The sequence below is a fragment of the Synergistaceae bacterium genome (assembly GCA_031272035.1).
Taxonomy (GTDB): domain Bacteria; phylum Synergistota; class Synergistia; order Synergistales; family Aminobacteriaceae; genus JAISSA01.
Window position 1 is genome coordinate 1 of sequence record JAISUO010000086.1, and the last position, 22,481, is coordinate 22,481.

Below are 22,481 nucleotides of genomic sequence, written 5' to 3' on the forward strand. Positions count from 1 at the left end.
ATCACCTCCCCTCACATTAGAGCCGCTGGCTCTTTTCTGTATAAATTTTTGTGCGTCATTTACCAGTGTTAAGCGTCTTTTTTCAGTACACGATTACACAATCCGCTATAAAAACCAAGCTTGCGTCGCAACAGCATAGTTTCACCGGAAAAAAATGTCAAGAATGAAATTAGTTCTCTTGTCAGTTCTGCGTCAATCTAAATTAGCGTAAATACCAGCCATAAAAGGCAGCGACAGTTCCAGGCTGTCTCCCGGAATCCTCTGAACCATGAGCAGCGCCGTCATATCGAAATTGGGATCCACACAGAACCAGGTGCCTGCAGCGCCGCTCCAGCCGAATTCCCCAGGCAGACAGTTCAATCCGGCCTGCGCCGGGTCCGTCAAAACCCGTACACCCAGGCCATAGCCGTAGCCCCGCTGTTTTTGCGTGCTGTGCGCAGCAAGCTGAGCCGGCGTCAGGTGGTTGGATGACATAAACCGGACGGTATTGCGGCCTAAAATGCGCGCGCCTTCATAGCTGCCCCCTTTCAGCAGCATCTGCGCAAATATGTTGTAATCCTGCATCGTACTGTACAATCCGGCGCCTCCGGACTCAAAAGAAGGCCGGACGAGGGGCGGCCTCATATAGCTCACGGCCTCCCGCCACGCGCCGTCCTCCCCTTTTTCGTAAATCCCGGACAGGCGGCTGGCCTGTTCCTCGTTCAAATAAAAGCCGGTATCTTTCATGCCCAGCGGTTCGAAAATCTCACGCCGCATAAAATCTCCCAGCCGCATCCCCGTGATGGCTTCCAGAACGCCGCCCAGCACGTCGGTGCCGTAACCGTAGAGAAAGCGCGACCCCGGCGCGCAGGACAGGGGTTCCGCTCCCAATTCCTCCAGCAGTTTTTCCATCGGAAAATCGCCCCCGTAAGGCGGGATATCCACTTCCTTATAACGTGCGCAGCTCGGATACTTCGCCACAGGGTATGGTAATCCCGCGGTCATCGTAAAGAGATGCCCGATCTCAAGCGGGATGTCAGATTTCCGCACCTCGAAGCCGCTGAAGCTGTTGGGATGATAATATCGCGTCTCGCCAAATTGAGGCAGGAATTTTGAAACAGGGTCGAACATACGAAAATAACCCTGCTCATAAAGTTTGAGCAAAGCGACTACGGTCACGGGCTTGGTCATAGAAAAAATTCGGTAAATGGTGTCCTCTCCAACAGGAATCCTGTTGGCAAGGTCGGCATAACCGCTGTAATCGCAGAAAACGGTCTCACCCTTTTTCATGACCATTGCGGCGACTCCGACTGCCACTCCCGAACAGGTAAAACGTTTCAGCAGTTCCGCGCTGTAAGAGAAGCCCTCTATGATTCTTTTCACAATATCACCCTTATTTCATTTATTTCACCGTCATTTTCATGGAGATTCCGAAATTTCCGGCACGACCTCCGCGCCGCAGCGAACAATCGCCAGGCGCGCTCCTTCGCCGTATCGGTTCAACAGGCGCGCAAGCTCCCGCCCGATGTCCCGTACTCTGCGGATTTTCGCCCGGGCAAGCACTTCGTCCGGCAAGCCGTTTGTGTACATGGACATGTGGTACCGCCTTCTCATTCGGGAAAGCTGTGCACCCACCGCCACCGCCAGCGGGTCCCAATTTTCCGTTTTCCCGTCCTGGCAAAGCGCCTCCAAAACGGTTTCGGCGTTGTCGTCGCCTATCATCCGGGCATATATGGGATGCGGTCCTTCTCCCTCATAGCATGGAGCCACCAACAGGGATGTACCTCCATCGCGCAGCAAAATATCCGACGGGTAAAAGCCCTTGGTGCCCTGCCAAAAGTCGCCGTCGGAGGGGTGAGAATCTACAAGAACGATGTCGGCCCGATGAGGCGCTTTGACAAAGTAAACTTCCCTGCCGAAGGAAACGCCTTTCCGATGGGCCAGGACGGGGTGGCCCGCAACCACGCGATAGATTTCTCCCCCTCCCAGCAAAACGGTGTTGACGATAAAGTGCAGCCCAATCGTTTCGGCCCACTGCTCAATGTCATGACGAACGGGGTTGTCCGCATCGCCAAAATAACTGTTGCTCAACATGGCCGCTTTCATGTGGAAACGGGACACGGTGCGCTCCGACGTAACGCCGGGAAAGAGGATTTTGGCGCCGCCCGACCAACCCAGCGTTCCGTGGGGCGCTATGTTTCCTATGCCAATCCGCACGTCGCTGTCCATGACATCGCGGTACACTTCGATTCCTATGCCGTTTTCCGTTGTCCCAACAAGTATAAGACTGTTCGGATCTGTAAAGGAGGACTGTAAAACCCGATATTCGCTGAGGACTTCTTCCCCCAGCTTTTCGCAAATTTCCCGTGATTCCATTTTTCTGTGGCTTCCCAGCGCCAGAACGAAGAAAATATCTTCTCTTCTCGTACCCAGGGCCTCAAGCCTGGGCAGGAGAGACCTCAAAATCAACCACACAGGCGTAGGCCGGGAGATGTCGTCACTTATAATACAAACCCGCTTCCCGGGGGCGATCAAATCTTCAAGCCTGACGCCGATCGGGGCATTCAGTGCGTTCTCAACCTCCAACAACGGTTCTGAAGCCGCCTTTATCCGGTTGGGCTCTATTTCAAAACACTCGCAGTCATCGGGCAGATCAAATTCAATGACATCTTTACCGTAGCTGATCCACTGCAGCACAAACATCACATCCGCCAAATTGTTTCTGACTCCCGGTGATTGAAGTATAGCTGATTTGCGTTCAAAAGGTCAAATAAGAATCAGGTCAAATTTATCAATTTCCGTCGGGCTATTCGGGCCGGCGTTTCGTTTTTGCCCGACGGACCCTTCGAAGGGGAACCGTCCGCTCCCGGCTTCTGCCCGAGTCCAGTTCGATGAGAGCGAAGCCCTTCTCTTTTTCGAGTCTGGAGCGGAACATTTCAGCCGTGGACCGGTGGCAGGTCAGAAGGATGACCTGAAGGCCTTCGGAAAGTTTCCACAGAGCCTCCAGAGCGCCCCGTTGACGTTCTTCGTCGAAGCGCACCAGAATGTCATCCAGCACCACCGGGATGGACTCCGATATTTCCGCCTGACGGGCCGCCATCGCCAGCCGGAGAGAGAGCCAGACCTGATCCGCCAGTCCGGAGCTCCAGACGTTCTCATTCAGTTTTATTCCGGTTTGACGCTCCAGGAGCAGATCGTTTTCCTTTTCGGAATCGGAAGCGGATTCCGGACCTTCTGAACTGAAAAGCATCCCCCATCTTCCGGCATCCGTGCCCAGAATATCGGCCAGAATGTTTTCCGCCTGACGGGTGACGGTGGGGTGACGATTCTTTTCGTGACGCTCCCGGGCTTTTTCGGTAAAATGCCGCGTCAGAATCACCGAGATCCACTCTCTGAAAACTTCTCTGCTTCGAAATCGCAGTATTTCGTTTTTCTGCCGAAGGTCGAAGAGTCTTTCGTTCATGGCCGTATCCGCCAGCCGCTTTTCCATGGCGGAACAGGAGCCGCTCAGTTCTTTCAGCATGTCCTCGAAATTCTCGGCCTGTAAACGAAGCTGTTCCATCTCCGAAACCTGATCCGTCGCGCTCGCCAAAAATTCCCTCTCCCAGGCGGGCTCGATCGCGCCCTCCCCTCCCGTTATTCCCTGCAGGAGGCGTTTCGCTTCGGAGAGGCGGGCTTCAAGAGTCTGACGTTGGGCGCTCTGGCCGGCAAAAACCCGAAAAGCAACCTCGTCCTCCGCTCCGGCATCGTCGCAAAGTTTTCGAAGAGCTTTTTCCAGGGTATCGAGCTCCTTTTCGGCCTGAACTTTTTCTTCCCCGATAAGCTGCAGCGTTCCCGACGCCTCCTCCAGCCGCAGTTTCATCTCCAGAGCCTCTTTGAGCGAATGAAGGACGACGGGGAAAGTCTCCTCGTCCAGGTCCAGCCCCATTTTCCTCCCCAAAGCCCCTGTGCGGGCGTTGGCCTCTTCCGCGTATTTTCTGCGTTCCGCCAGGCGGTTCCGCACCTCCTGAAGGGTCTGCAGATCTTTGACCGCCTCCTGAGCCTGGCTCAAAAAGGACAAAAAGGTTTCGGGGGTCAGTTCCTCGTTGAAACGACCGCTCCGCAGCCATGTCCGCCATTCCTCTTCCCAGGCCCTGAATTCTTTCTCCAAAAGGCTCAGATCGTTTTCGAAGGACTCCCTGCGCCCCTCCGATTCCACCAAAGCCTGAGAGAGGCGTTCGCTTTCCTCCGTCAGATCCTGATGACGGCGCAAAAGGCTTCGTTCTTCCTCCAGCGTTTCGAAAACGGCGTCCAACCCGTCCAGTGAAGAAGGAACACGAATGCCCAGAATTTTGGAATTTTCTTCGATGGAAGCCGCCACGCTCCGCATCTCCAGGCGCAACGACTCAATGTCATCCTCAATGTGTTCAATGGTCTCGCACCGTCGCTCATATCTTTCCTCCCACTGATTCACCTGTTTGAGGTGTTCCCTTTTTTCTCCGAAGATCAAAAGGACGGGAGCGAGAGCGGTCAGCATGAAAAAACCGGCGCCGTAAAAATTCCAGGGGCGCAGACGGGGCTCCAGATACCCCAGAACCACGGCCACCCCCGCCAGGAACACGAGAAATACCAGCAGCAGGGCGGGAACCCAGGGCTTTCGAAACACGGGAGGGTTCGCGTCGATCTGCATCTCCTCCTCAATGGCCTCCAGACGAATTTTTTCTCCCCGAATTTCCTGATAAACGGCATCGTTATGAAGCAAATCCCCTCGAATCACAAAAAATAAATCCCTGCGTTTCTGGAAAACCTCGGAGGCCGTTTCGGGTTCCTTCATCCGGTCAAGGGCCAGGCGCAGCTCCATTTCCAGCGTCCGACGCCGCTCAGCCTCCGACTCCAGTTCTCTGAGAAGGGCATATTTTCGCTCAAGAAGAGATTTTCGATTCTCTTCATACTGTCTCGCCTTTTGCTCGGAGACAAGAGAAAGGTCCGCTTCGGCAAGATCCGTTTCGCCCCAGTGAGGGGCGAAAGTCCGGAGCGCCAGCTTCAACAGAGTTTCCTTTTCCGAAACCTCCATCTCCAGAGGGGGAATTTCTCCGGTTATCCGGAGGATTTTTTCCTTTTCTCCTTCAAGGGATTCCAGCTCTTCCCGGTACGTCAAAAGGCTCATCAGCGGGCTGTTGCTCATCTGCGAACAGCGCAGACGCTCCTGTTTTTCCTTCCGCCTCAGTTCCTTCACCCGTTCCCGCAGGGTTTTCACCCTGCTCACGAGGTCCTCCAGACGCAAAAGGCCGTCGGGTGGTATGGGCCCTGGCGGCAGAGGAATTTGAGACAGGGCGCTTTCCGTTTCGCGGATTTCCAGCCAGAGGGGCCGCGCCCGGGTGATCACGTCGAGAAACGCCCTTTTCTGCCGGGCTTCTGAGAGCTGCCGTCTCGTCTCTCCCAAAGCGACGCGCCTGGCCTTCAGTTCTTTTTCCGCTTCCAGAAGTCTGCCGTTTTCTCTCTGCCAGGCCGCGATTTCTTCTTCGTTGGCGCGAATTTCGTCGAAAATTCTGTTGAGGAGGCCGCCGGATCGGTCTCCCGGAACGCAAAGCTCTTTTTCCAGAGTCTCCATGCGGGTCAGAAACCGGGCCAGCGACAGAGCTCCCAGTCCCGCTTCCGCGGAGAAGAATCGGTCCTGAACTTCGTCGTCGTCGAAATGACGGGGAGACTGCAGGTCGTCCAGTCCCACCGCAAAAATGCGCTCGAAAACTCCAATTCCCACCGGAAGAAAATTTTCCCGCAGAGGCGTCATGACGGAGCCGTCGCCAATGAGGTGCTTCCGTCGGGTGCTTTCCAGTCTCAGGGTCCTTCCATCGTCCATGGACACCAGAAGATGACCGGAAACGCCGGGTAAAAATTCCGATTTTCTGTAAAACAGAATTTTGCGTATAAAATTGAGAAGAGTCGTCTTGCCGCTTTCGTTGGGACCATGCAGAACCGTCAGCCGCGGAGCGAACCTCCCCTCCACCCGGTGCAGATGTCCGACGCCCTCCATCGCGAACTCCGAGAATCTCATTCTTCCGAGATTTCCCTGCTCAGTCTTCCGCAGGCGTTTCGCAAAATTTTGTCCATATCGGCCTCCGTCATTTCCTCCAGCAGAGGGGCTGTTCCTTCATCCGCCAAAACGCGTTTGAGGAGGCCCTTTTCCTTCAGAACATCGTAAAGCGCCAGTCGGGAATCGATTTTCGACGTGAAAAACGAGATTTCTCCGCGAAAATCGGAGAGCAGGTCGTCGCTTCCCCCTTCCGGAAGGTCTCCGTCCGCGGAAGAAATCGCCTCCTTCGAAAGCTCCGTCTCCGTCCAGTCGATCCAGTCGAGAATCACAAAATTTTTCTTCAGAGCTTCATCCTCATTGAAAAATTTTATCCATTTTTCCACGTTTTTCAGAGACGATTCGCCTTCTTTTTCTTCGGCGAGCTCTCTGTCAGGGGGAAATTTCCCCACTATTTTAAGCCGCAGCGCCAGGGGGCGTCCCAAGGCTCGAAAACGCTCCTTCAAAGAGACCAGAAACGCCGCGGCTGCATCTTCGGTTTCAAAATCGATTTTCTCCTCCCAGGTTTCCAGACGAAGGGCGTCCAACTCCACAAACTGCCTTTCCAGAGTCCCGTCTCCCTTCAGCGTGACTCGCCAGGCTCCGTGAGGTCCGGCTTCATTCAGGCCCCGTCCCTGCAGAGGACCGGGAGAAGAGGCGAGTTCTTCCTTCAGCGCGGTGGACAGTACGGGGAAGGCCGCCGGCAATTCATCGATCGGACGGACGAAGGAAAAACAGGGCCTGTCGATCTTTGTCGCTTCTTCCGGCTTTTCCGTTTCCCCTGCGCCGAACAGAAACACCCGCTCCTGCTCCTCGACGTAACAGGAAATTTGCGCTCCGGCCAGCCGGTCAAACTGTTCCAGCAGCAAAAAACGGGTTCTCACGCTGCACAGGGAAGGATCATGAAGAACTCCGCTCAAAACCGCGAAATCCACTTTTTCCGCTATGGCGTAATCCACGAGACGGCCCAGCGCTTCCCAGGGAATATCCCGCAGGCGAAAGAGGACGTCCTCAAGGCCGGGCCCTCCGGAGAAGGGAGCATCCGGACGAAGGTCCGCCGCGTGAAGAAAACATATGGCGTTTTCTGATGCCCGATCCTCGGACCGTCCGCCGGAAAGCGCAGCGTCCACAAAAAAGCCTCCATTCATGAACAAATATACATGCCTGCTTCAATAGCTTCACTATAGTATGAAAAAATAATTAAAAATCAACTTTTAAATTCTAACCTTTATTTTTATTAATGGGAAGGACTTGGGAATATCAGACTATTATGGAAATAGTGTATATAAAAAGGCCTGAAAAGGAAAAAGTTCCCCTTCAGGCCCTTCTTTTGGCTTTTAGCTTTGGTTTTTATTTACAGGGACTGTAACCACAGCTGAAACAGTAGGCGCAGCCCGAAATCATCTCCAGAGGGGCCCTGCACTCCGGACAGACCGCGGCTCCCGCGTGGTGAGAAGACGATGCGGAGTCTCCCTTCTCGATCAGTTTTTCCAGGAGCAGGGCGATGGCGTCCGGGATGGACCGGGCCACGTGGGACTCGTCGAAGCCGAACATCCAGTACTCCTTGCCGGAAAGCCCTTTCAGCGTGGCGATGAAATCTTCCAGCTTGCTTCCGGAGCGAAGTCCGATGGAGATGGCCCTGGACAGAGCCTCAGTCATGGCCTTGAGCTCCGAACCGCTCTTTCCGATGGTGATGAAAATTTCGAAGGGATCGTTTCCGTCGAAGTTGAGGGTGACGTATATGCTCCCCCAGGGAGTGCTTTCCTTGATCGTCTTGCCGAATACGATCAGCCCGGGACGTTCCTTGACTCGGCCCGTTCCTTCGGATTCTCCATTTTCTTCGCTCTTTTTGATCTCGATGGGCTGGTAGGACCGGGAGCCGTCCCGGTAGATGGTAATGCCCTTGCAGCCCAGACGGTAACAGGTCTCGTAAACCTGGCGGACGTCGTCAATGGTGGCGCTGTTGGGAAGATTTACCGTCTTGCTGACTCCCGAGTCCACCAGACGGGCGAAGATGCCGGTCACGTCCACGTGCTGCTGGGTGGAGATGTCGTAAGCCGTGACGTAAACGCTGTTCGAGAGGTGGTTTGTCTTTTTGTATTCGATTCTCTGTTCCTCGGAGAGCAGCTTGTGCCAGAATTCCCGCGTCTCCGTTCCCACACCGTCCACTTTTGCGATATACCGGTTCCAGGACCAGGCGAAGTTGGGTTCGATTCCGGAGCTGGCGTCCAGAATCATGGAGATGGACCCGGTGGGCGCGATGGAAAGACGGCGGCTGTTGCGCATTTGTCCCTGAACCAGGCGCCTGAGAGCCGTTTTTGCCTCTGCGAAGCCGTATCCGCTGTCGGGCCTGCGAAATTCCATCAGGGTGCTGACCAGAGTGCGGGGGATCAGATCGCCCTGCCGCATACGGGCCAGGAGCTGGTCGTACTCTTCCTCCGAAAGAAGCTGGAACCATTCGTCGCTGAACAGGACTCCCTCGGCGAAGAGGCGTTCTCCATCCTCAATTCTGCCTCTGAAGCTGTCGAACAGTTCTCGAACCAGACAGGACTCCGGGAAGGGCTCCTTGCCCGCGTCGCTGACGATTTGAGTGGTCGCCAGAAGCGCCTCCATGGCCATAGTGCCGCTGAGTTTTTCGCAGTAATCGTAAAATTCCGGACTGCCGTAGACGATTTTCTGCAGGATGGCGGCATCCGCCAGGCCCATGATTCCCAGCCCCACAGGACGTATTTTGCGGGTGCGCGTTCCGATTTTTTCCAGAGGATAGCTGCAGGCATCGATGACCAGGTCCAGATAATAGACGGACCGGACCACCTGATTCTTAAACTCTTTCCAGTCGAATTTTCCCTCCCTGTCGACGAAGGGCTCCACGTTGATGGAACCCAGGTTGCAGCTCGTGTAGTTGGGAAGAGGCTGCTCCCCGCAGGGATTGGTGGACTCGATGACCCAGTCTTCGTCCATTTTCAGAATGTTGTCCTGCTGGGCCCTGTCGATGAAAAATATCCCGGGGTCTCCCCGCTTCCAGGCGCTTTCGCAGATACGCTCCATGAGCGCCCGGGCCTGTATGGTTCGGGTGACGGTTCCGTCTGCCCGGGAAATCAGGTCGAAGGTTCCGTCACTGGACGCCGCCTCCATGAGTTTATTGGAAATCGCAACGGAAATATTGAAATAGGAAAGTTTGCCATCTTCGGTCTTGGCGTCGATGAAACGCTCTATATCCGGGTGATTGTCGAAAAGCATCCCCATCAGGGCGGCCCGGCGCCTGCCCCCCTGTACGACCACGGCTCCCATGGTGTTCCAGGTTTCCATGAAGGAAACGGGTCCCGAAGCGTGTCCGCCGGTTCCCGCCCGAATTTCCGACCCGCTCTCCCTCAGCCATCCGAAATTTCCGCCCACTCCGCCGCCGAATTTACTGATGATGCTGGCATCCTTCACGGACTCGAAAATCCCGTCGATACTGTCGGGGACGTTGATGACGAAACAGGCAAAAAGCTGCTGGCTCTGAGTGCGGGACGCGAAAAGACGCGTGTAGTCCTCAAAGGTCATGGCCTCCACGGGCCTGTAGATGATGGAGGCGAACTCCGGCAGAACGGTGAGCCCCGCCGCCGCGCTGAAAAGACAGGGAGAGTTGAAGAGAAAGCGACGTCCCAAAATGTCGCTGGTGATGTTCTTTTCGAGGGTCTGCAGCCATTCCAGGGAAGCGGGGTCGGAGGGGTCGAGATAAGAGGTTTCCGCGCTGGCAATGGTTCTCGCCACACGGCGGGCGAACTCCTCGAAGGTTTTTTCCCTGCGCAGAGACTGGAGCGCCTCGTCGTAACGCGGAACAAAGTATCTCTGCTCCAGGAGCCACATGGCGTTTTCCGAGAGACGAGGCACAGGGGGTGTTTCAAAAGCGCCAAAGGGGAAATGAACGGCAAACCGTTCCTTTAATGAACGAGTCAAATAAGCCACTCCTATTCAGAGAAAAATAAGCACACAGTAATGTGACCGGTATAATATAACACTCCTGAAAACCAAAAGGACCTCCTTTTCGGAGACCCTCGATTTTTTGTCGATTTTTTATTTGCCGCTTCGAAAATCGCACAGGCCCGACAGGACGCATTTCCCGCAAAGCGGGCCTCGGGCCCGGCAGACGGCTCGCCCGTGTTCGATGATGTTGACGTGTCCCCCCAGGTAGCGGGAGGGAGGCGCTTCCTTCTCCAGCAGGGCGCAGATTTCCTCGGGAGGCGTTTCCTCCGGAACCAGGCCCAGGCGTCTGCAAACTCGGGCAATATGCGTATCCACGGGAAAAGCCGGAAGCCCCATGTCGAACACCAGCACGCACGCCGCGGTTTTCGCTCCCACCCCCGGCAGGGAGAGCAGGTACCGTCGGGCCTCGTCACGGCCTTTTTCCACCAGGGACAGAATGGAATAACAGCCGAAATCCGCCCGAACGATCTCCAGAACCTCCAAAATGCGCCGGGCCTTTGTGGGGGCCAGCCCTGCCGGACGAATGGCCTCTTCAAGGGCGTCGTAACCCGCGGCGGCCGTCTCCTCCCAGGAGGGCCAGCGCTCCTTCAGGCGATCGAAGGCGAAGTCCCTGTTCCGGTCGTTGGTATGCTGGGAGAGGATCGTCAGAATCAAACCGTCCAGGGGCTCCTCGTGCTGCAGGTCCGGAGGAAGGCCCTCATTGTGCCACTGAGACTCAAGAAGATCCAGCGCCGCGTTCAGCTTCTCCCCCGCAGTTCGGAAGGATTTCCGCTTTCCGGAGGTCGGGAGAGGAATTGTCTTTTCTCCCTTTTTTCCCTTTTCTCTCTGTTTTTCCTGTTTTGCTCCGTCGGAGCGTTTCGAAGGAGGAAGCACGACCCCTTCACTCCTCAGCGGAATCGCCGGCGGGTTTGTCGTTATCGTCCCCGGCCAGTTTTTTCCGGAGTTTCGCCCCTTCTTCCATGAACCTTCTCAGGCGGGACTTCACCCGGAAGTGCACGGAGTCCGTGGGGAACTTTCCGTTCTTTCCCTCCCGGCCAGCCCGCAGCCCCGTCAGAAGCTCGATTCCCTCGTCGACGGTGGACACCGACCAGACGGAGAACTTTCCCTCCTCCACAGACTGAAGCACTTCGTGGTCCAGCATGAGATGCCTCACGTTCTGTCGGGGAATCATCACGCCCTGCTCGCCGGTCAGTCCGCCGATTTTGCAATACTCATAAAATCCCTCGATCTTTTCGTTGACGCCTCCGATGGGCTGGATGTTGCCGAACTGGTCCACCGACCCCGTCACGGCGATGGACTGCTTCAGAGGCAGGCCGGAAAGGGCGGAGAGCAGACAGTAAAGCTCCGTGGAGGAGGCGCTGTCTCCCTCGATTCCGCCGTAGTTCTGCTCGAAGGTGATGCGCGCCGACAGGGTCAGCGGCATATCCTGAGCGTATTTGCGCCCCAGATAGCTCGAAAGGATCATGAGCCCCTTGTTATGAATGGGCCCGGTCATCTTGACCTCCCGCTCGATGTTGACCACACCCTACTGCCCCATATAGACGTTGGCCGTAATACGGGAAGGATGTCCAAAGCGGTAATCCGTCAGATCGATGACGGAAAGACCGTTGATCTGCCCCACCGCCTCGCCCTTCGTATCCACCCGAATGACGCCGGTGGCGAAGGCCCGGGTCAGCTTGTCCTGATAAAGGGAGGAACGATATTTTTTGTGAGAGATCGCTTTTTGCACGTGAGTTCGGTCCACTCGCTTCGCGCCCTGGATGGACGCCCAGGTGTGGGACTCCATGATCAGTTCCCGGATTTTTCCGGCTTCCACGGACATGAGTTCCTGATCGTCGGCGGCGCGGCTGGTCCATTCCACCACCTCGGAGACGGCGCCCGCGTCGAAGGGCAGCATCTTTTCCTTCCGGATCAGCGCCGCGATAAAGGAGGCCATCTGCCTTTCCGTGGAGCGGTTTCGGGGCATGTCGAAATCGAAGCTGGCCTGGATTTTGAAGATTTTCCCGAACTCGGGGTCGTAGTGCTGGAGCAGTTCATACATCCAGGGCATTCCCACCATGATCACCTTCAGATTGGCGGTGATGGGCGTGGGGCGCAGGGAGGAAACGGGGATGGCGCCATACTGCTCCCCCAGATTCTCTATGGACACCTCTTCGGTGCGCATAATCCGCTTGATGGCCTCCCAGGACATGAAGTTCATCAGGACTTTTTCGGCGTCCAGAACGAGAAAACCCCCGTTGGCCCGATGAACGGCCCCCGCCACGATGCGCCGGAAGTCCGTGTAGAGATAGCCCTGACGGCTTTCGTACTCCACTTTTCCCACCAGGTTGTAGTAGGTGGGATTTGTCTCCCATATGACGGGGGCCCCTCCGTCCGGGTCGTTGCTGACGAAGAGGTTGGCCGTGTAGCGGCTGAAATCCACCTCGGCGGACTCGTCCCTTACCGATGTGACAAAAGCGCCGAAGTTCCTGATGACGTCCTCCGTCAGCCGGTCGAACCACTTCGAGAGGGTTTCGTTGTCCACATATTTTTCACGAATGTCCGACAGACAGGGCGTGATGGCCGCCCGGCAAATTTCGGCCTCCAGTTTGCCGATGGCTTCCTTCAGATCCTTTTCCATGTCCCGAATCTGCCTCAGAGACGTCAGAGTTCTCTGAGAGACCTCCTCGGAAACGGACTGCCATTCCTTCTGCTTTTCGTCGCTGAGGGCTTCGAACTCCTCCTGCTGAATTTCCCGAACGACGGTTTTGCCCTCCTCGTCCTGGGTCTCCACCAGAGGGATGTTCACAAATCCCTGAGGGGTGCGTTTCAGAGAAAACCCCTTCTGAGCCGACCAGGCCTTGAGCTCGTCCATGATCGCCCCGGCCTTTTCCTGAAATTCTCTGACGTGCTGGGCCTTGGCGTCCTCGTACTGACTTTTTTCGAAGGCCTTGCTGATGGTGACCTTGAGTTCGCTGACGAGTTCCTCCAGGGCCTTGCAGAGGTGTTTGCCCTGACCGGCGTTCAGGTGCATCGCCAGGGGCTCCCCCGGTTCATCGAAGTTGTAGACGTAGACCCAGTCGTCAGGAGCGGCGGCGTTTCTGGCCCGCTCCCTCAGCCGCTCCAGCGCGTAGGCGGTGCGCCCGCTTCCCGGATGTCCCGAGACAAAAATGTTGTACCCTCTTCCCGGCACTTCGAGCCCGAAGGAAATGGATTCTATGGCCCTTTCCTGACCGATGAGTCCCCGTGAAGAACGAATGTCCTCCGTCGTTTTGAACCCCCAGCTCTCAGGGACCTTGACTTTTCTCAATTTATCGGGTGACAGTTTCCATTTTTCTGTCCTGTTCATCATATCGATCTCGCCTTCATGTCGTTATTAAAAATATATTTTTAATTCTACCTTAGAACCACCCGACCTACAAACCAGAATTCTTATGAGATATAATCCACAGAGGACATATCTCGACACACAAATTTCAGGAGGGGCAGACATTGCGTATTTCATGGTCTTCGCTTTTCAAATATATCTGGCCGCCCACAGTGCTTTCCGGAGTGCTGTCGCTTTTGCAGGAATGGCGCCGATGCGATTTCAGGGACAGGGCTTTCGTGGCGCTTTTTTTCATTCCGGCCATGCTGTCGGTGGGAGGATTGCTGGTTTACGTGGCCTGGTTCGTACTGTTCCGGCTGCCCTCGTTCGTTCTGGGGGTTTTGGGCTGGCTGCTGCTGATCTCGATTTTCTGCGGAGGCGGGCTGTTCTGCTGCGAAAAACTCAGAGGGGGCAAAACCTGGAGTTCCTCCTCTTCCTCCGGAAGCTACGACGGAACCACGATCTTCGAAGATCCCGCCGACTCAAAAAAATCCGGCGATGAAAGCCACGGAGGAAAAAACTGGTTCGACAGCGTACGCAACATGAAGTGGCCGCGATAACGCGACAAAAACAGAAGAGAGTAAAAAAGAAAGAGCGAAAGGAAGAGCGTGAAAGAATGAGAAAATCATGACGGAAAAACTCGTCCGGTTTGGAGTGACCGTTCCGGAGGACGTTCTGACGGAGTTCGACGGCCGGCTGAGAAAGCACGGCAAAGAAAACCGTTCGGACGTGATCCGCCAGCTCATACGGGGCTATCTGGCGGAGGACCGCTGGCGGGAAGAAAACGGGCAGGTCTATGGAACGGTCACCCTGATCTACGATCATCACGCGTCTCAGCTTTCGAAAGATCTGACCGCCGTTCAGCACGATTACGGAGAAGTCGTCATCTGCTCCACCCACGTCCACATCACCCACGACACCTGTCTGGAGTGCATCGTGCTGCGGGGCGTGTCGTCTCAAATCCGAACCTTTCTCGACGCTCTCGGGAAAATCCGGGGGCTCAAAAGCGTCGACACGATCATCACATCGGACATATAAAAAGACCGGGTTTCCTCCCCAAAAGGAGTACCCGGTCCCGTTTTTTTTGCCCGGCTACACGGCGTAGGTGGTAGCCGCCGTGCTTCCGCCCTCACCGGTCCAGTTGGTGTGAAAAAACTTCCCCCGGGGCGCGTCGACGCGTTCGTAGGTGTGGGCGCCGAAGTAGTCCCGCTGCGCCTGGAGGAGATTTGCGGGCAGGCGTTCACTGGTGTAGCCGTGGAAATAGTTCAGCGACGCGGAAAGCGCCGGAACGGGAACGCCCTGCCTCACCGCCGCGGCAACCACGTTGCGCCATCCGGAGACCCGCCGAGCGACGCTGTCTTTGAAGAAAGGATCCAGCAGCAGATTGGCGAGGTCATGGTTCTTTTCAAACGCCTCACGGATTTTGCCCAGAAAAACGGAACGGATGATGCAGCCGCCTCTCCACATCAGAGCGACGCCGCCGTAGTTCAGGTTCCATTTATAGGTCTCCGCCGCCGCCCGCATCAGGGCGAACCCCTGCGCGTAGGAGACGATCTTCGCGGCGTAGAGAGCGGCCCGGATGTCTTCCACAAACGCGGCCCTGTCCCCTTCGAAGGGGGCGGAAATGGATTTTGGAAAGGCCGCCGCGGCAATCACGCGTTCTTCTTTCATAGCGGACAGACAGCGGGCGAAGACCGCCTCGCTGATCAGCGTCAGAGGCACTCCCTCATGAAGCGCGGTGATGCTCGTCCATTTGCCCGTTCCCTTCTGCCCCGCCGTATCCAGTATTTTATCGACGAGTGGTTTCCCGTCCGCGTCTTTGTAGCCCAGAATGTCGCGGGTGATCTGGATCAGATAGCTGTCCAGCTCCTCCCTGTTCCACGCGGCAAAGACCTTTTGGATTTCGTCCGCGGTCATGCCGAGAACGTCCCGCATCAACTGGTAGGACTCGCAGATGAGCTGCATGTCTCCGTATTCGATGCCATTGTGAACCATTTTCACGAAATGCCCGGCGCCGTTTTCACCCACCCAGTCGCAGCAGGGCGTGCCATCCTCCACCTTTGCGCAGATGGCCTGGAAAATGGGCTTCACCAGAGGCCAGGCCGCCGGCGAGCCTCCCGGCATCATTGAGGGACCCTTCAGAGCGCCCTCCTCGCCTCCGGAAACTCCCGTTCCAATGTAGAGCAGCCCTTTGCTTTCCACGTATTTCGTCCGGCGAATGGTGTCCGTGAACTCCGAATTTCCGCCGTCGATGATGAGGTCGCCCGGCTCCAGCACGCCCAGAAGCTGATCAATGAAAGAGTCCACCGCCTCCCCCGCCCGGACGAGGAGCATGACCCTCCGCGGTTTTTCGAGCTGGTCCGCCAGCTCCTTCAGAGAATACGTCCCCACGATATTGAGGCCTTTCGCGCGGCCTTCCACAAATTCCCGAACCTTTTCCGCCGTGCGATTGAAGACCGCCACGCGGAATCCCCTGCTTTCCATGTTGATCACGATATTTTCGCCCATGACGGCGAGTCCGATGAGGCCGATATTCGCTTTCTGCATCTCGCAACCCCTTTTCGAAAAATCCGGTCCGGACTACCGCTTCACGCGGGCGTTTCCCTCGTAGATGCTCCAGACCTGCTCTTCATCCACGGGCAAACCGTAGTCCTGCTCCATCGTCACCACCAGGGCGCCGCAGGCCCAGCCGAACTGCAGCCATTTTTCCGGTTCCCAGCCCCGCAGAATGCCGTACAGCAAACCTCCGGTGAAGCCGTCCCCGCCTCCGATGCGGTCCAAAATGGCTATGGGACGGGGCTCGACCGCATACCAGGCGCCTTCCGCCCGCATGATCGCCCCCCACATATGCTCGCTGGCGGAGATCACCTGGCGCAGGGTCGTGGCGAAAACCCGCACGTTGGGATATTTTTCCGCGGCTCTGCCGATCATTTCCTTAAAGCCCTCTATCTTGCCGGCGAGGTCTTTTCCTCCCGCTTCGGGACCCTCCACGCCGAGGCTGAGCTGAAAGTCCTCCTCGTTGCCGATCAGGATGTCCGCCGTGGACGCGATTTCGTGAAAGGCGGCGGCCAGCTCCTTTTCCCGTCCCTTCCAGAAAGAGGCCCGGTAGTTCAGATCGAAGGAAACCCGCGTTCCGTATTTTTTCGCGGCCCGCACAAGCTGGAGGCAAAATTCGCTGCACTCCGGGGACAGAGCCCCCACCAGCCCGGAAAGATGCATGATCTGTACGCCTTCTGCTCCAAAAATTCTGTCTATATCGAAATCGCCGATGGAAAGCGTGCGTCCAACCTCTCCCGCGCGGTCGTTGTGCACCCTGGGCCCCCGGACTCCGAAGCCGCTGTCCGCGATGTTGAACTGATGGCGGAATCCCCAGGGACCGCCCTGAGAGACGTCTTTTCCCTCAAAGGCGATGTTCCGGCTTCTGAGGTCGTCCTTTATGAAGCGCGCTATGGGATTGTCCTTCACGAAGGTGGTCAGTACCTTTACGGGCAGCCCCAGAGACGCGGATATGGAGAGAACGTTGCTCTCGGCGCTGGTGGCCTGCATCCGAAAGGTGTCCGAGGTATGTACGGGCTGTCTGTTGACGGGCGTAATGCGAACTCCCATGCTCGTCGGAGTCAGCAGACTGGTTTTACAGTTTTTTTTGATTTCCATCATTCACTACCTCCCTGATTGGTGGGTACGCAAATCTATTTTATCCTTTGACTTTATCCTTTGACCGCTCCGGACGTGAGGCCGCGTATGACATATTTCTGCGTAATCAGAGTGATGGCCAGCACGGGCAGAGTGATCACCACAGATGCCGCCATCAGACCTCCCCAGTCGATAGTCGCGAAAGCGATAAAATTGAAAATGGCGACGGGGACCGTTTTAGTCTCGTTGCTCGCCAGTATAATCGAAAACATGAAGTTGTTCCATGAAAAGATAAAAGCCAAAATACTGCAGGTCACAATGCCGGATCCCGATATGGGCAGAATGACCCTGAAAAAAGTCTGAGTTATGGAACATCCGTCCACCCGGGCGGCATCCACGAGATCGGGAGGAATGGCCTCAAAAAACGGGACCATGACCCATACGATAAAGGGGAGTCCGACCAGAAGATGGCTCAGAATCAGAGAAAAATACGTGTCCACCAGTCCAAAAAATCGAAACATGATAAAAAGCGGCAACAGAAATGTAATTCCTGGAACGATGCGCGATATAAGAATCAGAACGGCCAGTTTGTGCTGTTTGTACCTCGCGATGCTGAAGGCCGCGGGCAGCCCCAGCAACAGGCCGATAATGACGCTCCCACCCGCCACGGCAAGGCTGTTCCACATGTATTTCAGGAAATTCTGAGCGCCGAAAACGTTGCGATAGTTTTCGAGAGTGGGCGAAAAAATCAGAGCCGGCGGCATTTTTACGATGTCAAGGGCCGTTTTGAAGGAGTTAAAAAGCATCCAGAGCAGCGGGGCAATGAAAAAAAACACCAAAGTACCCATCACGACAAAATAAAGAACGTTTAAAATTCGACCCTTCATCCTGCGTTGTTGCGGCATTTTTCAAACCTCCAGCTTTTTCCGAAGGGTTACGATAATCAAACTCAACCCGAGCACCAGCGTAAAGAAAATCACCAGAAGCGAGGAGGCGTACCCGAAATTGAAATACTGAAAACTCGTCTGATACGTGTAGATATTGAGATTTTCCGAGCTGTACCCGGGCCCCCCCATGGTCATCGTGTAAATGATATCGAAGGTTTTCACGCAGTCGATCAGGCGCAGCAGCGCGGCGACGCTGACCACGGGAGCGATCATCGGCAGGGTGATTTTGAAAAAAATTTGAAAAGGTCCCGCTCCATCCACCCGGGCGGACTCGTAGGGCTCCGCCGGCAGCCCGGCAAGACCGGCGATGACGATCAGCGCGATGAGGGGCGTCCACTCCCATATGTCCACCAGAACCAGGGCGGGAACCACAGTGGAGGAGCTCGTTATCCACAAAGATTTGGAAAGACCCAGAGATCTCAGGGCATAGTTCAGGATTCCGGCGGTCGGCTCGTACATGAGCAGCCACACCATCGCCACGGCCACGGGCGTCGCCATCATGGACATCAGGAAGATCGAGCGCACCGCGCGCCTGCCCCTGAAGTCTTTCGCGTCGAAAAGGACGGCGATCAGGACCCCCAGCACGACCTCCACGACCATAGCCAAAGCGGTAAAATACACCGTAACCCAGATGGAATTCCAAAAACGGGGGTCTGAAGTGAAAATTTTGACGTAATTGCTGAATCCCGTGAAAACAGGAGTCGGACTGTAAGTGAGGCTCCAGTCCATGAAAGAATTATAAACCGTGTAGCCGAGGGGAAAAATCATCATCGCAAAAATGAACAGGATTGCGAAAGACGGATAAATCCATTTTGCATGCCTGTCCACAAAACCGGAAAAAGACATGAAACGAACAGCCTCCCCTAGTGAGTCATAAATATGGGTAACGAACAGGTCATAAAGCCCTTCCCGAAGGGAGTGACGTCCTTCGTTTCCCCTCAGGAAGAGCTTTTTCTGAAATTACTTCAACTTATTTTTCTCTGTCGAGAAGCTGCTGGAAGCGTTCGTTGGCGCTGGCCGCCACAGCCTTGTAGTCCTTGCCTTCGATGGATGCGGTGATCGCCTCGCCGATGATGTCCCTGGCCTCTCCCACAGCCACCACCTGAGGTCTGTCGTGGTCGATTCCGTTGGCTGAAAGTTTCACCGCTTCGGCCCATTCCTTATTGAAGTTTTTGGTGCCTTCGGCGGTGCCCCACACGGAAACCCGGGCGCACTGGTTGCTCTTCGAGCCCTGGATGTAGGTCATGCCCTTTTTGTTGGTCATGTACTCAAGGAATTGCCAGGCCGCGTCTTTTTGTTTGCTGGAGTTGTTCATGGCAAGCCCCCAGGAACAAATGTTGTACATTCTGGAGCCCTTCGGTCCCGCCGGGAACACGGCCACTCCCGTTTTATCGGCCACCGTGGATTTCGCCGGGTCGAGAACGTTCGAGAAAAGAGAGCTGGCGTCCAGCCAGAAAGCGGCTTTCCCCTGAGCAAATATTGCCGCCGCCTGAGGCCACGACATATTGAGGGCGCCTTCCGGTCCAAAGTTCCGGAGCAGGCTGCCGTACATCCCGATCGCGGACAGAGCCTCCGGGGTGTTCACCGTGGCCTTGCGCGTCGCTGGGTCGAAGAAGTCTCCGCCGTAGCTGAAGAGGAAACTGGAGAACTGGGTAATCGCAGGACTGCGCTGGCCGCGAATGACGATACCGTATATTTCCTTATCCTTGTCCGTGAGTTTCTCCGCCGCGGCGTAAAGATCGTCGAGGGTCTTGGGCACGGCAAGCCCTTTGGCCTCCAGAAGGTCCCGGCGGTAGTACACCACCTGGCACTCCGTCACAACCGGAATGGAGGTCACATAAGAGCCGTCAAAGGTGACCACGGCGCGGGAACCGGGAGTGAAATCCTCGAAGTCGTAATCCTTTGTTTTTGCGATGTAGGGAGCGAGATCCGCGTACCATTTGTTCCGGTACATGATTCTCGCCTCCTGAGGCGGACGAGTGGCAAATACGTCGATGTTCGAACTGCCGGCGGTAAATTCGGTGGTCAGTTTCTGGTTGAGCTGGTCTTCTCCGTAGGTTTCGAGACTCACTTTGATTCCGGTGGCCTTTTCGAACTCCGGAAGCATTTCCGCGACGGCTTCAATGAAAGGATGGTTCACAGCCACTACCCGAAGTGTCGTCTGAGCGGCCGAAGCCGGTAAAACAAACGCTGACAGGATCGTCACCACAAGCGCCAACAAAACCACTGATCCAAATCCTGGCTTTCTCATACCGTACCTCCTCCTCATTTTGACAAACCTAACGAAAAAAACTATACTTTCTGTGCTTAACGGCGTTTATTATTATAGGAGACAGGGGTAAAAAAGCAAGTTTTTCCCCGTCGGCGCATTTCGGCAGAAACCCTTATTAATTCACGAATACAGGTGAAAAACATGTCGAGAGTGGAGCTCAAAAATATCGGAAAAGTTTATCCCGGCGGAGTAAAAGCCGTCGACGACGTCTGCCTCACCATTGATGACGAGGAATTTGTCGTGCTCGTTGGGCCTTCGGGCTGCGGCAAATCCACCACGCTCCGGATGATCGCGGGGCTGGAGGAAATAAGTGAAGGAGAACTTTTTATCGACGGCGCGCGAATGAACGACGTTCAGCCCAAGGACAGAAACATCGCCATGGTTTTTCAGAACTACGCGCTTTATCCCCACATGACGGTATACGATAATATGGCTTTCGCCCTCAAAATAAAAAAATTTCCAAAAGACGTCATTGATACCCGCGTTCATGAAGCCGCTCGGATTCTGGACATCGAACGCTACCTGGACCGGAAACCGAAAGCGCTTTCCGGCGGTCAGCGCCAGCGCGTCGCGGTGGGACGGGCGATTGTGCGTCAGCCGAAGGTGTTTCTTTTCGACGAGCCCCTCTCGAACCTGGACGCGAAACTCCGGGTGCAGATGAGAGCGGAGATCATCGCGCTGCACAAGAGGCTTTCCGCCACCATTATTTACGTAACCCACGATCAGGTGGAGGCCATGACCATGGGAGACAAAATCGTGGTCATGAAGGACGGTCTGGTTCAGCAGATCGGCGCTCCCCTGCACGTCTATCACCACCCGGTCAACAAATTCGTGGCCGGTTTTATCGGGACTCCGCCGATGAACTTTATCGAGGCCGTTCTCACGGAACGCGGAGGCGTTCCCTGCTTCGGCAGAATCAAAGTCGCCGACGAGCACATCGACCTTTTGAAATCCCGCGTCGGGAAAAAGCTGACGGCGGGCATCCGGCCGGAGGATTTCGTCTGTATCGCTCCGGACAGCGCCGCCCCGGGGGAAATTACGGGAGTTGTGGACATGTCCGAGCCTTTGGGAGGCGAGATCAACCTGCATCTCACCATGGAGGAAACCGGCGTGAAAATCATCGCGAAAATGGATTCCGAGCAGTCCCCCCGAACGGGAGACCGAATCCGGCTGAACGTCAAAAACCACAGGATCAAATATTTCGACAGCGACACAGAAAAAAACCTGGTGGATCCGGATTGACGTCCGGTCCTTCCTCCTTGAATAAATCTAATAGGGGGAGGCCGGATCCAGAAATTCTCTGTAATTTTCGCGGTCGACGACTTTGGTGGGGATCCTCTTCAGCGGTTCCACCTGTTTGCCGTCAAGGATATCGACGGCCATATCCACGGCATCGATCACCATCACAGGGCTGTAAAGAGTGCTCTGAATCCAGATGTCCTCGTTTTCCATCATCCTGAAATATTCCTGACAGCCGCCGCCGCCCGTAACGACTTTCACGTCGCCGCGCTTCGCCTCGCGAATAGCCGCAAGCACACCGATGGAGGTTTCGTCGTCTATCGAAAAAACGGCGTCGATTTTCGGAACTTTCGCAAGAATGTCGGAGAAGTCCTTCAGCCCGTCGCCCCGCGTGAACTCGGTCTGAAAGGTGATAATTTTGAGATTGGGAGCCAGTTGAGCCACCGTTTCCACAAAGCCCTTTTTGCGCAGCTCGGAGATGATGCCGGATGAAGGAACCTCGAGCATTACCACCGTCGCCTCCGGACCGACCTTCTCCAGGATGTATTTTGCGCTTTGCACGCCCATGTCTTCGTTGTCGCCGGTCACGGTGCGGACGCCGTCGATGTTGTATTCAACGTCGAAAATGATCATGACCACGCCTTTTTTCAGCGCTTCCCGGACGGGCTCGTCCATTTCCCGATACTCCTCGCAGACGACGACCGCCTGAGCCCCCCAGGCCAAAAGCGCCTCGAACTGCCTGCTCATCTGATCGCCGCTGCCGCTGGCGTAAATTTTATATTCGATTCTGCCCTCTTTTTCAAGCTCCCTGCAGCGCTGCTCGGCATGGTACGTGATTCCGGCGACCCACCCGTGAGTGACGTAACGCCCAAGCACGCCGATTTTATATGGCGCGGCGTACCCGGGATCGCAGGCGGTCAGAATCACGCTCAAAATTAAAATTAAAAACGCTCCCCGGAGAGACAAAAATTTTCTCATACTGTGACTCCCTGTCCTGTCCTGTCCTGTCCTGTCCTGTCCTGTCCTGTCCTGTCCTGTCCTGTCCTG

At 55.6% G+C, this 22,481-nt stretch carries 15 protein-coding genes and 1 pseudogene; 3 read left to right on the forward strand and 13 right to left on the reverse strand.

The genetic code is table 11. The annotated features are described in order from the left end of the window. Nucleotides 1-192: 192 nt before the first annotated feature. The 7 genes and pseudogenes from LBR61_10065 to LBR61_10095 all read right to left on the reverse strand — a co-directional run bounded on the left by LBR61_10065 (nt 193) and on the right by LBR61_10095 (nt 13,325). Nucleotides 193-1,362 (reverse strand): beta-lactamase family protein, encoded by a 1,170-nt coding sequence (locus LBR61_10065; GenBank protein MDR1732421.1) that lies wholly within the window; start codon nt 1,360-1,362, stop codon nt 193-195. 36 nt (nt 1,363-1,398) lie between these two features. Continuing rightward, nucleotides 1,399-2,685 (reverse strand): nickel-dependent lactate racemase, encoded by a 1,287-nt coding sequence (gene larA, locus LBR61_10070; GenBank protein ID MDR1732422.1) that lies wholly within the window; start codon nt 2,683-2,685, stop codon nt 1,399-1,401. 100 nt (nt 2,686-2,785) lie between these two features. Beyond that, complete coding sequence (locus LBR61_10075) at nt 2,786-6,013, reverse strand: AAA family ATPase (GenBank protein MDR1732423.1); 3,228 nt, start codon at nt 6,011-6,013, stop codon at nt 2,786-2,788. Next, nucleotides 6,010-7,158 (reverse strand): hypothetical protein, encoded by a 1,149-nt coding sequence (locus LBR61_10080; GenBank protein MDR1732424.1) that lies wholly within the window; start codon nt 7,156-7,158, stop codon nt 6,010-6,012. Before LBR61_10080 ends, LBR61_10075 begins: the two co-directional genes overlap by 4 nt. 220 nt (nt 7,159-7,378) lie before the next feature. After that, complete coding sequence (locus LBR61_10085) at nt 7,379-9,970, reverse strand: adenosylcobalamin-dependent ribonucleoside-diphosphate reductase (GenBank protein MDR1732425.1); 2,592 nt, start codon at nt 9,968-9,970, stop codon at nt 7,379-7,381. A 117-nt stretch (nt 9,971-10,087) separates the two neighbouring features. Next, a complete protein-coding gene (locus LBR61_10090; GenBank protein ID MDR1732426.1) occupies nt 10,088-10,870 on the reverse strand; it encodes an endonuclease III in 783 nt (260 codons plus the stop codon). 7 nt (nt 10,871-10,877) lie between these two features. Then, a pseudogene (locus LBR61_10095) lies at nt 10,878-13,325 on the reverse strand (AAA family ATPase). Nucleotides 13,326-13,468: 143 nt separating this feature from the next. Between LBR61_10095 and LBR61_10100 the strand changes: the two are divergent. Both LBR61_10100 and nikR read left to right on the forward strand, forming a co-directional pair. After that, complete coding sequence (locus tag LBR61_10100; GenBank protein ID MDR1732427.1) at nt 13,469-13,903, forward strand: hypothetical protein; 435 nt, start codon at nt 13,469-13,471, stop codon at nt 13,901-13,903. A gap of 67 nt (nt 13,904-13,970) precedes the next feature. Then, nucleotides 13,971-14,381: a nickel-responsive transcriptional regulator NikR gene (gene nikR / locus LBR61_10105; protein MDR1732428.1), complete on the forward strand. Its 411-nt coding sequence runs from the start codon at nt 13,971-13,973 to the stop codon at nt 14,379-14,381. A 54-nt stretch (nt 14,382-14,435) separates the two neighbouring features. Here the strand turns inward: nikR and gnd are convergent, their stop codons facing one another. From gnd to LBR61_10130, 5 genes are all read right to left on the reverse strand, one after another. Continuing rightward, the gene (gene gnd / locus LBR61_10110) at nt 14,436-15,890 is read right to left on the reverse strand and encodes a decarboxylating NADP(+)-dependent phosphogluconate dehydrogenase (GenBank protein ID MDR1732429.1); all 1,455 of its coding nucleotides are present in this window, start codon (nt 15,888-15,890) and stop codon (nt 14,436-14,438) included. A 33-nt stretch (nt 15,891-15,923) separates the two neighbouring features. Continuing rightward, nucleotides 15,924-17,000, reverse strand: a complete 1,077-nt coding sequence (locus LBR61_10115) for a sugar kinase (GenBank protein ID MDR1732430.1) — start codon at nt 16,998-17,000, stop codon at nt 15,924-15,926. A 50-nt stretch (nt 17,001-17,050) separates the two neighbouring features. Next, nucleotides 17,051-17,881: a carbohydrate ABC transporter permease gene (locus LBR61_10120; protein MDR1732431.1), complete on the reverse strand. Its 831-nt coding sequence runs from the start codon at nt 17,879-17,881 to the stop codon at nt 17,051-17,053. A gap of 3 nt (nt 17,882-17,884) precedes the next feature. Continuing rightward, on the reverse strand, nt 17,885-18,769 hold the full coding sequence (locus LBR61_10125; protein MDR1732432.1) for a sugar ABC transporter permease: 885 nt from the start codon (nt 18,767-18,769) through the stop codon (nt 17,885-17,887). A 124-nt stretch (nt 18,770-18,893) separates the two neighbouring features. Next, on the reverse strand, nt 18,894-20,174 hold the full coding sequence (locus tag LBR61_10130) for a sugar ABC transporter substrate-binding protein (GenBank protein MDR1732433.1): 1,281 nt from the start codon (nt 20,172-20,174) through the stop codon (nt 18,894-18,896). A 162-nt stretch (nt 20,175-20,336) separates the two neighbouring features. Here LBR61_10130 and ugpC point away from each other — a divergent pair, with 162 nt between their 5' ends. Beyond that, complete coding sequence (gene ugpC / locus LBR61_10135) at nt 20,337-21,437, forward strand: sn-glycerol-3-phosphate ABC transporter ATP-binding protein UgpC (protein ID MDR1732434.1); 1,101 nt, start codon at nt 20,337-20,339, stop codon at nt 21,435-21,437. Between the two features lie 27 nt (nt 21,438-21,464). On the opposite strand, the gene LBR61_10140 is transcribed toward ugpC, so the two are convergent. Next, on the reverse strand, nt 21,465-22,412 hold the full coding sequence (locus LBR61_10140) for a substrate-binding domain-containing protein (GenBank protein MDR1732435.1): 948 nt from the start codon (nt 22,410-22,412) through the stop codon (nt 21,465-21,467). Between the last annotated feature and the right edge of the window lie 69 nt (nt 22,413-22,481).